The 12,193-nt window shown below is 68.9% G+C and carries 9 protein-coding genes; 5 read left to right on the top strand and 4 right to left on the bottom strand.

Annotated features, from left to right (window positions below):
* Window positions 1–3 precede the first annotated feature (3 nt).
* The 3 genes from KOF26_RS10590 to KOF26_RS10580 all read left to right on the top strand — a co-directional run bounded on the left by KOF26_RS10590 (window position 4) and on the right by KOF26_RS10580 (window position 3,345).
* The gene (locus tag KOF26_RS10590; protein ID WP_216324347.1) at window positions 4–672 is read left to right on the top strand and encodes a DUF4197 domain-containing protein; all 669 of its coding nucleotides are present in this window, start codon (window positions 4–6) and stop codon (window positions 670–672) included.
* A 72-nt stretch (window positions 673–744) separates the two neighbouring features.
* Entirely contained in the window at window positions 745–1,398 is a 654-nt protein-coding gene (gene fsa, locus KOF26_RS10585; protein WP_216324345.1) for a fructose-6-phosphate aldolase, read from the top strand.
* A 390-nt stretch (window positions 1,399–1,788) separates the two neighbouring features.
* A complete protein-coding gene (locus KOF26_RS10580; RefSeq protein WP_253201339.1) occupies window positions 1,789–3,345 on the top strand; it encodes an MFS transporter in 1,557 nt (518 codons plus the stop codon).
* A gap of 142 nt (window positions 3,346–3,487) precedes the next feature.
* Here the strand turns inward: KOF26_RS10580 and KOF26_RS10575 are convergent, their stop codons facing one another.
* A complete protein-coding gene (locus KOF26_RS10575; protein ID WP_216324340.1) occupies window positions 3,488–5,107 on the bottom strand; it encodes a M20/M25/M40 family metallo-hydrolase in 1,620 nt (539 codons plus the stop codon).
* A 156-nt stretch (window positions 5,108–5,263) separates the two neighbouring features.
* On the opposite strand from KOF26_RS10575, the gene KOF26_RS10570 reads away from it, so the two are divergent.
* Window positions 5,264–5,911: a PEPxxWA-CTERM sorting domain-containing protein gene (locus KOF26_RS10570; protein ID WP_253201338.1), complete on the top strand. Its 648-nt coding sequence runs from the start codon at window positions 5,264–5,266 to the stop codon at window positions 5,909–5,911.
* 26 nt (window positions 5,912–5,937) lie between these two features.
* Here KOF26_RS10570 and KOF26_RS10565 read toward each other — a convergent pair whose 3' ends face one another.
* The 3 genes from KOF26_RS10565 to KOF26_RS10555 all read right to left on the bottom strand — a co-directional run bounded on the left by KOF26_RS10565 (window position 5,938) and on the right by KOF26_RS10555 (window position 10,821).
* Window positions 5,938–6,654 (bottom strand): DsbA family protein, encoded by a 717-nt coding sequence (locus KOF26_RS10565; protein ID WP_253201337.1) that lies wholly within the window; start codon window positions 6,652–6,654, stop codon window positions 5,938–5,940.
* Complete coding sequence (locus tag KOF26_RS10560; protein ID WP_216324337.1) at window positions 6,654–8,030, bottom strand: M48 family metalloprotease; 1,377 nt, start codon at window positions 8,028–8,030, stop codon at window positions 6,654–6,656. Before KOF26_RS10560 ends, KOF26_RS10565 begins: the two co-directional genes overlap by 1 nt.
* 97 nt (window positions 8,031–8,127) lie before the next feature.
* On the bottom strand, window positions 8,128–10,821 hold the full coding sequence (locus KOF26_RS10555) for an Rne/Rng family ribonuclease (RefSeq protein ID WP_216324334.1): 2,694 nt from the start codon (window positions 10,819–10,821) through the stop codon (window positions 8,128–8,130).
* 363 nt (window positions 10,822–11,184) lie between these two features.
* On the opposite strand from KOF26_RS10555, the gene KOF26_RS10550 reads away from it, so the two are divergent.
* The gene (locus KOF26_RS10550) at window positions 11,185–12,045 is read left to right on the top strand and encodes an N-acetylmuramoyl-L-alanine amidase family protein (RefSeq protein WP_363182230.1); all 861 of its coding nucleotides are present in this window, start codon (window positions 11,185–11,187) and stop codon (window positions 12,043–12,045) included.
* Window positions 12,046–12,193: the final 148 nt, after the last annotated feature.

Below are 12,193 nucleotides of genomic sequence, written 5' to 3'. Positions count from 1 at the left end.
CCCATGCTGAACAGGCGCGCGCTTCTTTCCATGATCATGCTGGCCCCGCTGGGCGCCTGCGTGACCGGTCCGGGCTATCGCGTGGAAGACGGCTTCGAGCGCCTGCTGACCTTGTCCACCCAGCGTGCCTTCGCCCGGCTGTTCGCGCCGGACGGCTTTTATGATGCCCAGATCGCGCGCATCGATCTGCTGCCGCTGCCGGAAAATCCGTCGAGCAAGATGCGCCAGATCATCGAGGCGGTGATGCAGACCGGCGCGGTGCGCCGCCGCATCTCGATGATGCTGAACCGTGTCGCCCAGGATGCCGCGCGCCGCGCCATGCCGGTGATCACCGCGGCGATTCGCGGGATGAGCCGGGATGAGGCGCTAGCTGCCTTCAACGCGGGCCCCACCGCGGCGACCGACCTGCTGCGCGAGCATGTCGGCCCGGCGGTGATCGATGCGATCATCCCCGGCGTCTCGCAGGGGCTGCGCGCCGATGCGCTGGAGATTCTCGGCGCGGTCGGCGCGGCGGCGACCGGGGTCGATTATGTCGAGCTCGGCCGCGCGCTGGCCACCCAGGCGATGTACGGCATGTTCGCCGCGATCGGGCGGGAGGAGGCGGCGATCCGCGCCGATCCCGCCGCCACCCGCGATCCGGTGCTGATCGCGCTGATCCGCCCGCAACGTTAACGGACTCCCCCCCGGCTCTCGAAAGGTCTAGGGCTCGGAGGATCAGCTTTCCCCATCTGTCGGAGCCAGCTCATGAAATTCTTCGCCGATACCGCCGACACCGCCGAGATCCGCGAGCTCGCCGCGACCGGGCTGCTCGACGGCGTCACCACCAATCCGTCGCTGATCCACAAGTCCGGGCGCAAGTTCGTCGAGGTGGTCAAGGAAATCTGCGCGATCACTCCGGGGCCGGTCTCGGCCGAGGTGGTGGCGATGGATCACGAGACGATGATGCGCGAGGCCAATGTGCTGCGCGCCATCGCCGACAATGTCTGCATCAAGGTGCCGCTCACCGTCGACGGCCTCAAGACCTGCAAGGCGCTGACCAGCGAGGGCACGCTCGTCAACGTCACGCTCTGCTTCTCGGCCAACCAGGCGCTGCTTGCCGCCAAGGCGGGCGCGTCGTTCATCTCGCCCTTCGTCGGTCGCTGGGACGATATCGGCACGGACGGCATGAGCCTGATCGCCGACATCCGCCAGATCTACGACAATTATGATTTCGGCACCGAAATCCTCGTCGCCAGCGTCCGCCACCCGATCCACGTCCTCGAGGCCGCCAAGATCGGCGCCGACGTGATGACCGCGCCGCCGGCCGTGATCAACAAGCTGTTCGACCACCCGCTTACCGCCAAGGGTCTGGAAAGCTTCGCCGCCGACTGGGCCAAGACCGGCCAGACCATCGGCTGACTGGTCGAGGGGCGGGGAGGCAGGCGCCCCCGCCCTCCTTGCCGCTGAACGTGTTCAGGGGGCCACACCGCCACCGGCCGGGAGCCTGTGGTCGGATGGATGCTGAACCGAGTTCAACATGACGGGGTAGGGCGCGGCACTGGCGCACGTTCCGAGGCCGTCACCCCGGACTTGATCCGGGGTCCATCTCTCCATGCGGGCAGGCGCCATGTGCGGGCGATGCCGCACCGGGTGCAGCACGACGGGTGTGGCGCGGCCCTTGCGTGCCCCCCCCTCTTCCCCGCGCAAGGCAAACGCCCTACTCCTTGGCCTCCGCTTGGGTATCGAGGGCTGGATATGGCGACGCTGGCGCGGAACGGGGAAACGTCGGGCAGGGATCCCGGCCTCGGCATGCCGCGGCGCGATCGCATGGTCATCGCCGCCGCGTCGCTCGGCACCGTGTTCGAATGGTATGACTTCTTCGTCTACGGCACCCTCGCGGCGCTGATCGGACGGCTCTATTTCCCGGTCGGCAGCGAGACCGCGCAGTTCCTGCTCGCGCTTGCCACCTTCGGCATCGGTTTCGGCGTGCGGCCGATCGGCGCCGCGCTGTTCGGCTATCTCGGCGACCGGCTCGGTCGCAAATACACTTTCCTCGTCACCATCACCATCATGGGCCTCGCCACCGCCGGGGTCGGGCTGGTGCCGACCTATGGCCAGATCGGCATTGCCGCGCCGCTGGCGCTGATCGTGCTGCGCGTGCTGCAGGGCCTCGCGCTCGGCGGCGAATATGGCGGGGCGGCGATCTATGTCGCCGAAAACGCGCCGCGCAACCGCCGTGGCTATTATACCAGCTTCATCCAGGCGAGCGTCGGCGGCGGATTCCTGCTCAGCCTGCTCGTCGTGCTCAGCGCCGAATATCTGGTGCCGCCCGAATATTGGGACGGGATCGGCTGGCGGCTGCCCTTCCTCTTCTCCCTGCTGCTGCTGGCGTTGTCGCTGTTCATGCGCATGCGCATGGAAGAGAGCCCGGTGTTCATGAAGCTCAAGGCGCGGCAGGAGCTCTGCCACAATCCGCTCAAGGAGAGCTTCACCACGCCGGGCAATATCCGCCGCATCCTCGTCGCGCTGTTCGGCGTCTCGGCGGGCCTGACGGTGATCTGGTACACCGCCCAGTTCCAGACAATGTATTTCCTGCAGAACGCGCTGCGTGTCGACGATACGGCGGTGCGCATCATCGTCGGGCTCGGCGCGATCCTGTCGCTCGGCTGGTTCATTCTGTTCGGCCGATTGTCCGACACCTATGGCCGCAAGCCGGTGATGATGATCGGCTATGCCGCCACGCTGGTGCTGATCTTCCCGCTGTTCCACGTCATGGCCGCGCTCGCCAATCCCGCCCAGGCGGAGGCGGCGCGCCGCGCCCCGGTGCTGGTGAGCGGCCCGAACTGCGCTTACAATCCGTTCGCGAGGGCTGGCCAGAACAGCGAGTGCGCGCAGATCATCGATCACCTGTCGCGCAAGGGCATCGCCTATTCCAAGGCGATCACGCCGGGGGTGGCGCTGGTCGTCGGCGGCCGGCCGATCCTCGATCGCAGCCCCGAGGCGATCGACCGCGCGCTGACCGAGCACGGCCATTCGACCGAGACGGTGGTGCCCTCGATCCGGGCCGCCGCCGGGCTGGTGCTGGTCGTGGTGGCGCTCGGCTTCCTGTCGGCGATGACCTACGGTCCGGCGGCAGCCGCGCTGGTCGAGATGTTTCCGACGCGCATACGCTACAGCTCTTTGTCCATCCCCTATCACATCGGATCGGGCTATTTCGGCGGTTTCCTGCCGTTCATCAGCCAATATATCGTGGCGCGTACCGGCAATCCCTTTTCCGGGGTGTGGTACACATTCGCGGTGGTGGCGCTGGCGCTGGCGGTCACCATCGTCGGCTATCGCGAGACCGCCGGACGGGAGCTGGACTAGCACGCGCCCCCTTTCGGCGCAGCGATCCCGCCCTGAGCCCCTCTCAGGCCCAGGACGGCGCTTGTTTCAGGCTCCGCCCGGCAACATGCTCAGGAGCCGTGGCCGGGCGGATGCTGAACCGAGTTCAGAAGGATGAGCGGCGTCACTTGTCCGCTGGATTGCGATAGTGGAAGGGATCGGTATCGACCGGCTGGGTCGGCAGTGGCGCGGCCGGCAGCGGCTCGTCCGCGTTCGCCGCCGAGAGCAGCACCGACGCCAGGATCACCGCCGCCTGCCGCAGATCCTCCGCGCGGAGATGATCATAGGTGTCGACGTCGGTGTGGTGGGTGCGGCTGTCATAATCCAGCGGATCCTGGATGAACTGGAAGCCGGGCAGGCCGACGGATTGCATATAGACATGGTCGGTGCCGCCGGTGCGCTGCGTCACCACCGTGCTGGCGTCGAAGCTCTTGAACGGCGACAGCCAGTCCTTGAGCACCGGCACCGCCGCGAAATTATTCTCCGCATGGATGCCGCGCAGCCGGCCGGAGCCATTGTCGATGTTGAAATAGCCGGCGAGCTTCTCGTAATCCGGGAGCTTGCGGATCGGATAGGTGCGGCTGTTGAAGGACGGCCCGAGCGCCGCCAGTTCCGCGTCGGGGTTGAGCGGGCGCGTCGCGAAATGGGCGCGCACATAGGCGTCCGATCCCCAGATGCCCTGTTCCTCGCCCGACCACAGCGCAAAGCGGATCGTGCGCTTCGGCCTGGCGCCGATCGCCTTGAGGATGCGCGCCGCCTCCATGATCACCGACGAGCCGGCGGCGTTGTCGGTGGCGCCGTCCGCGGCCACCCAGGAATCGAGATGCGCGCCGGCCATCACCACTCCGGCCTTCGGATCGCTGCCGGGAAGATCGGCGAGGATGTTGTACGCCTTGGTATCGGCATCCTCGAAGTGGACCTTGCTGTCGATCTCGAGGGTCACCGGGCCGACCTTGGCCAGGCGGGCGAGGCGGCGATAGTCCTCCGCTGCCACCTCGACGCCGGGCAGCGCCGGCGTCTGGCCGACCTGATAATTATAGCCGGTGCCGTGGACGAGGCCGTTGTCGCGCGTCGACATCCTCACCCAGGCCACCGCGCCCTCCGCCTTCAGGAACGCGTCCAGCTTGCGGGGAAACATCGTGCGCTCGTAGCGTGCCTTGTCGGCCTCGGTGCTGCTGTCGTTCACCGGCTGGCGATATTGATCCAGCTTGGTGATGTCGGCGTCACTCAGCCGCTTGAACGGCGCGCTGGTGTCGTCCTTGGGCGGGGCGGGATAACTGACCAGCACGATGCGGCCGGCGAGCTTGCCCTTCCAATCGGCGAAATCCTTCTCGTCAGCCATCGGCGCGACCACGATCGGCGCGGCCAGCGCGCCGCTGGTGCCCGGCGTCCAGGCGATCGGGATGGAGCGCAGCTGTAGCGGGCGCGGGCCGGTCATGCGGACGCTGGCCCGTTCGATCCACCAGCCGCGGCCGAAATCGAAGCCCTCCTTGTGGACGTTCGACAGCCCCCATTGACGGAACTGCTCCTGCGTCCAGCGCTCGGCCTCGCGCATCGCCGGCGAATTGGTCAGCCGCCCGCCAATCTGGTCGGTGAGATGGGCGGCGGTCTGCATCACCTGGCTGTGATTGAAACTCTCATCGGCGATGCGGTTGATGGTGTTGGCATCGAGCGGCGCGGCGGCGGCCGGCAGGGCGAGCGGCAGGATCGCGGCGGTTGCGGCGAGCAAGGTGAACAGGCGCATGCGGTGAAATCCCTTTTATCTCAACGTGGCACAACTCCTAAAACGGGGTGCGCCGACCGATCCAGATCAAATCGCCCGTCATCAGGATGAAATGCTGTTCACCATAGATGCGGTGGGGCCGTCGCCCCGTCGGGCGGCGCAGCGGGGAGACATGGAATGTCGATTTCGGGGAAGGCGGCTTTGGTCGCCACGATTCTGGCGGCCGGCGTCGTCGCGGTATCGCCGGCGCAGGCGGTGACGGTGACGATCGAGAAGATCGGTGCCGGCTCGTTCAACTATGGCCCGAGCACCGGCGGCTTCCTCGGCTCCAGCCCGGCACCGATGATCAGCTATGACGTCGACGGCACGAGCTATTCGGCGCAACTCTCCGTCACCCTGCAATATGGCTATATATCCTCGCCCGGGGTGATGTCGTTCCAGCTCGGCTCGGTGATGCTCGTCGGCGAGAACAGCGCCTATTATCTGTTCATGGGCGCGCCCGCAGCGGTGTGGACCGGCCTCGGCGTCGGCTCGACCCGGCAGAGCCTGAAGCTCGGTCCGGTGTCGATCAATCCTCCCGCCTCGACGCTCGATCCGGCCGTGCAGGCAGGTCTGGCCGATGCGCTGTCGAAGCTCATCATCACCACCCATGCCGACAGCTCGACGCTGACCGCGGGCAAGCCGACCACCGGCACCTTCGCCATCGAGGCCGCCACGTTCGGCGCCACTCCGGCCGTGCCCGAGCCGGCGACATGGGCGCTGATGATCGCCGGCTTCGGCACCGCGGGCGTGGCGCTACGCGGCCGCAAGCGTGCGACGGCGTGATTTTCTCCCCCAGCTTGCTGGGGGAGTTACCCCTTCTTCGCGCGCTCGGCGTCGATCGCCGCCTTGAGCTGGTCATAGCCGACAGCGCCGTTCAGGATGCGGTCGCCGACGATGAACGCCGGAGTCCCGCTCAACTGGAGTGCGCGCGCCAGCATCACGTTCTTCTCCAGCTCCTTGTCGTGATCGGCGTCGATCTGCCCGGGGTGCGGCGTGCCGGTGGCCTTTTCGACCTGGGCGATGTCGGCCGCGGTCACCTTGCCCTTGGCGTACATCGCCCGGTGGAAGGCCATGAAGGTGCCGGCTTTCGCTGCCGACAGCGAACTGCGCGCCGCCACCTCGCTCTGGGGCGACAGGATCGGGAATTCACGGAACACGACGCGGAGATTCCTGTCATCCGCGATCAGCCGGTCGACGTCGGCGACCGAGGCCCGGCAATAGCCGCACGCATAGTCGAAGAACTCAACCAGCGTGACGTCGCCTCTCGGATTGCCGCCGACGGCGCCGGCATAGGGCGTCTCCAGCGCGGATTTGTTGGCGCGCACCAGCTGCGCGACGGCGTTCTCCTGCGCCTTGGCCATCGCCTGCGGGATGATCTCGGGATGGGCCATGATATAATCATGGACGAGGCTTTCCATCTCCGCCCGGTTGGACGGCATCGCCTGCGGCACCGCTGCGTAGAGCACGCCGGCGCCCACCGCCCCGATCGTCGCGCCCAAAGCCAGTCCGCGCCAGTCCCTCGCCATCATCGCCTCTTCTTTTCCTGTTCGACGAGCCCGCGTGAGGCGAGCGCGATGTCCTGCGCCCGGATATAGTCCGGCGTGCCGACAGGGATACCCCGCATCGCCGCCTCCGCCGCGCCGAGCGCGAGGCGCGGCTGGCCCATCAGGCTGTAGCGTTCGGCCGTGGCCATCGCGGCGCGCGGCTGATCGCCCTCGCGATCATAGACCATGCCCAGCGCATACCAGGCGAAGGGATTGTCCTCGTCGCGGGCCAACGCCAGCTTCAGGACCTGGCGCGCCTCGCCGAAATGGCTGGAATCCTCGGTCGCGATCAGCGCATGGCCGAGCAGCGAGGCGATCAGCGGCGCGTTGTTGGATCGCTCCACCGCCTCGCGCAGCGGCGCGATCGCGAGGGCCGGCTTGCCGCCCTCCAGCAGGATCTGGCCCTTGAGTTCGAGATAATAGGGATCGTGCGGCTTGAGCGCGACGAGCTTGTCGATCTCCGCCACTGCCTTGTCCGGATAGGCGCCCTTGTGCCAGGCATAGGCACGGGCATAAAGCGCGCCCTCGCTCTGGTCCTTTTCCGGATATTTGCGCAGCGTCTCCGGCGGATCCTTGAGGAATCCGAACAGCTTGCCCTTGATGCGCGCCAGACGGGCATGAAGCGCCGGGTCCTCCGGCACCCCATACCAGGGCGATTTCTCGACATCGCCGGACAGCGCCTCCTGCCGATCGGCCGACATCGGGTGGGTCTGCATATAGGGGTCGATATCGGTGTAGCTGGGCGACAGGCGATATTCCTGGTTGCGCAGCTTGCCGAAGAAGCTGATCAGCCCGCGCCCCGAAAGGTGCGCGTTGTTAAGGAAGCGGATGGCGGCGGCGTCCGCGCTCGATTCCTGGGCGCGGCTGAAGGCGAGATATTTGCCGATCGCCGCCGACTGGCCCATCATCATCGCCGCCATGCCGGCCTCGCCGGCCCCCGCTGCGATCGCCGCCGCGCCGAGCAGCAGCGAGAGGATCGAGACATTGGTGTAGGCGCGCGTATTCTGCCCGGCGAGCGCGATATGGCCGCCGACGATGTGGCCGATCTCGTGGGCGATGACGCCCTGCACCTCCTGCACGCTGTCGGCGGCGAGGAGCGTGCCGGAGTTGATGTAGACGATCTGCCCGCCGGCGACGAAGGCGTTGATCTCCGGATCGTTGAGCAGCACCACCTGCAGATGGCCGGGGGCGAGCCCGGCGGCCACCGCCAGCGGTTCGGAAATGTCGCGCAGGAAGCTTTCGGTTTCGGTGTCGCGCAGCACCGATGGGCCGCCCTGCGCCAGCACCGGCTCGGCGGCCAGCACCAGCGACAGGATCAGCGCGACGGCGCCGCGCAGCAGGCGCGTGGGGAAGGCCATGGGCGTCCTCATGCCACGCCAGCGCTGAACGATGGGTGAAGGCCCGGCAGGGGGGCGCGGTGGAGGGCGGCGCTGGGCACGACCTCCACCGCGCGCCTCAGGCCCCGAAGGTCCGCTGCCACCAGCCGCGGCGCGGCTGGCCGGCCTCTCCGGCCGGTGCTTCGCCCTCAGCCGCGCCATCGGCCTCCGCGTCGGGCCTGGCCGCCGCCTCGGCGGGGGCGTCGGCCTTCTTGCGGCGGGCGCGCTTGGGCTTGGCCGGCGCCTCTTCCGCGGCGACCGGGGCCGGAGCCTCGGGCTCGGCGACTGCCTCGACCGGGGCGTCGGCCTTCTTGCGGCGGGCGCGCTTGGGCTTGGCCGGCGTCTCTTCCGCGGCGACCGGGGCCGGAGCCTCGGGCTCGGGAGCCGGGGCGAGGGCCTCGGCAACCGGCGTCGCGACCGTCTCGGCTTCGGCAGCGCGGGCGCGCGGCCGGCGGCGGGTGGTGCGCTTCGGCGCGGGCTCGGCGGCCGGCTCGTCCTCGGGCAGCCCGGCCAGCGCCGGGGCTTCCTCGGCGGCGAGCGTCTCGATCGCCTCGGGCAGCTCGGTCACCGCCGTGTCGGTCGTGGCCTCGGCCTTGCGGCGGCCACGCCCGCCGCGGCGGCCGCGACGGCCGCGGCGGCGGCGCTCATCGCCCTCGCCCTCGGCTTCGGCCTCGCTGGCGTCCTCCGGCGTCTCGGCGGCGGCAAGCTCTTCCTCGCCCTCGCCCTCGCTTTCGCTTTCATCCTCACCGGTGGCATCGCTATCGGCGGCACCGGCCTCACCGGCCTCACCGGCCTCACCGGCCTCGCCGTCCTCGCGCTGACCACCCCGACGACGCCGGCGGCGACGACGCTTGCGACCGCCTTCGCGATCGCCACGCTCGCCTTCTTCGCCGCTGCGGCGCGGAGCATCCTCGGCGGCCTCGGCCTCCTCGTCCTCCAGCTCCTCCTCTTCCTCCTCAGGGAGGTCCTCGTCATCCTCGATGGCATAGTCGGCGGGGGCGGGAATGCGCGGGGCGTGCTCCGGCGGCGGGCCGGAGACCTCGACGGCCATGCGCGCGCCCTCGGCCTCGCCGTTGGGCATCACCTCGATATGGACGCCGTAGACATCCTCGATCTCGGCGAGTTCGGCGCGCTTGCGGTTGAGCACATAGATCGCCGCTTCCTGGCTGGCGCGCAGCGTCAGGCGCGAGCCGCGGCCGCGTGCCGCCTCGTCCTCCAGCATGCGCAGCGCCGACAGGCCGGCCGACGATGCCGTACGCACGAAGCCGGTGCCGTCGCAGTGCGGGCAGGGGCGGGTGGAGGCCTCGAGCACGCCGGTGCGCAGACGCTGGCGGCTCATCTCCATCAGGCCGAAGGAGGAGATGCGGCCGACCTGGATGCGGGCGCGATCGTCCTTCAGCGCCTCCTTCATCGCCTTCTCGACCTTACGGATGTTGGAGCTGTTCTCCATGTCGATGAAGTCGATGACGACGAGGCCGGCCATGTCGCGCAGGCGCAGTTGCCGCGCGATCTCGCGCGCCGCTTCGAGGTTGGTGGCGGTCGCGGTCTGCTCGATATTATGCTCGCGCGTCGAGCGGCCCGAGTTGATGTCGATCGACACCAGCGCCTCGGTCGGGTTGATCACCAGATAGCCGCCGGACTTGAGCTGGACGACCGGCTGGTACATCGCCGAAAGCTGGTCCTCGGCGCCGAAGCGCTGGAACAGCGGCACGGCATCGGCATAGGCCTTGATGCGACGCGTGTGGCTGGGCATCAGCAGCTTCATGAAGTCGCGCGCGGCGCGGTAGCCCGCCTCGCCCTCGACCAGCACTTCCTCGATGTCGCGATTATAGATGTCGCGGATGGCGCGCTTCACCAGATCGCTGTCGCCGTAGATCAGCGCCGGCGCGGAGGAGGTCAGCGTCTTTTCGCGGATGCCGTCCCACAGCCGGGCGAGATAATCGAAGTCGCGGCGGATCTCGGTGCGGCTGCGGCTGAGGCCGGCGGTGCGCACGATGCAGCCCATCGTCCGCGGCAGGCTGAGCTCGGCCATGATCGACTTGAGCCGCTTGCGGTCGGAGGCGTTGGAGATCTTCCGGCTGATGCCGCCGCCATGGGAGGTGTTCGGCATCAGCACGCAGTAGCGGCCGGCCAGCGACAGATAGGTGGTGAGCGCCGCGCCCTTGTTGCCGCGCTCTTCCTTGACGACCTGGACCAGCAGCACCTGGCGCCGGTGGATGACGTCCTGGATCTTGTAGCGGCGGCGCAGATTCATCCGCTTCTGGCGGAGCTGCTCGGCGGTGTTCTCGTCGGAACCGTTGGTGGAGGGGGCCGGCGGCGGCGGCGCGTCCTCGTGATCATGATCCTCGGCGGCGTCGAGCGATTCCTCGGCCCCGTCATCGTCGAGGCGCTCGATCGAGTCGAGGTCCGGATCGTGCTGGCCGGAGGCGGCGGCGGCCTCCTCGGCCGCTTCCTCGGCGGCGCGCAGCGCCTCTTCCTCGGCGGCGTGCTGGGCCTCCTCGCGCAGCAGCGCCTCGCGATCCTCCTTGGGGATCTGATAATAATCCGGGTGGATTTCCGAGAAGGCGAGGAAGCCGTGGCGGTTGCCGCCGAAATCCACGAACGCCGCCTGGAGCGACGGCTCCACGCGGGTCACCTTGGCGAGATAGATATTGCCCTTGAGCTGCTTGCGTTCGGCGGATTCGAAATCGAATTCTTCGATCCGGTTACCCTTGACGACCGCGACGCGCGTCTCTTCCGGGTGGCGCGCGTCGATGAGCATACGCGTGGTCATTGGTGTGTCTCCGGGCGCGGGCCTCTCCGCCCGAAGCGGGGCGCGCGCCAAAATAAGGATATGGATGTGCCTTGGCCGTTGCTGCATCCCCGGCGGTCCGCGCCGGGAAGAAGGCCGCCCACAGGCCACCCGTGAGGGGGCTGTCCGGGGCGGGCGAAGGATGCGGCATTATACGGCGTTCAACCTGAGCAAAGCCGGTCGCCCGAAGGGCCGGCGGGATATCGGGGCGACGGGCCGATGAGGCGCGATGCCGTTCCGATGGCGGTGTTGCTAGCATCTGGCCCGGTTCGGGGCAAGCTGTCGCCGCCGGACCGTCCGATGCGGGCATGACAAGCCGCGTTCCGGCCGGCTAAGGCCCGCCGCGTGCCTGCGTCCCGTCCCCTGATGCTGCTGCCGCTGCTGGCCGGCCTGGCGGCAGTTGCGTCCGCCGTCGCCGCGCCCGATGTGGGAAGGGGGCCGGCAGCGATCAAGGCTGCCCAGTCGGCCTCGCCGCCGGTTTCAGAGCCGGCGCGCGGCCGCGGTCGGCCGCTCGTCGTCATCGATCCGGGCCATGGCGGGCATGATCCCGGGACGCTGGCTGCCGGCGGCTCCGTCGCCGAGAAGCGCGTCGTGCTCGCCACCGCGCTCGCCATCCGCGATGCGCTGGTCAGGTCCGGCCGGGTGCGCGTGGCCCTGACCCGGGCCGATGATCGTTTCCTGCCGCTCACCGAGCGCGTCGCCATCGCCCGCCGGCTGAAGGCCGACCTGTTCCTCTCCATTCATGCCGACAGCGCCCCGAACCGGGCGGCGCGCGGCGCCTCGGTCTACACCCTGTCGGACGTCGCCTCGGATCGCGAGGCGGCGCGCCTCGCCTCGCGGGAGAACAGCGCCGATCGTTTCGGCGGCCTCGACCTGCGCGCGCAGGCGCCGGACGTACGCTCGATTCTCGCCGATCTCGCCCAGCGCGAGACGATGAACGAGAGCGCCGCCTTCGCCCGCCTGCTTCGCCAGCAGACCGACCCCGTGGTCCGCTTCCGCACCGTCGCGCATCGCTTCGCCAATTTCAGCGTGCTGCGCTCGGGCGGCATCCCGGCGGTGCTGTATGAGACCGGCTATCTCTCCAACGCGGCCGATGCCGCGTTCCTCCAGTCCGCCGCGGGCCGGCGCGCCATCGCCGAGGGCGCGCGCCGGGCCGTCGAGATGCAGCTGGCGCGGATCGCCACCGGGCCCCGTCCGGCACCCTGATCCCCTCGCCGGGCTCAGGGCAGGCTTGTTTCAGGGCTACCCGCCGGTCAGGGCCGTCGCACGGGATCGGCCGGATGCCGGACCGGATCGGCATGAAGGACGGGGGCGGGCGGCACGGACCAGCTTCCATCCGCCCGCGCATCTGCTA

It is taken from the genome of Sphingomonas quercus, assembly GCF_018863195.1.
Classification (GTDB): Bacteria; Pseudomonadota; Alphaproteobacteria; order Sphingomonadales; family Sphingomonadaceae; genus Solisphingomonas; species Solisphingomonas quercus.
The sequence above is the reverse complement of the archived record's forward strand: the minus strand, read 5'-3'. Positions and strand labels throughout refer to the sequence as shown.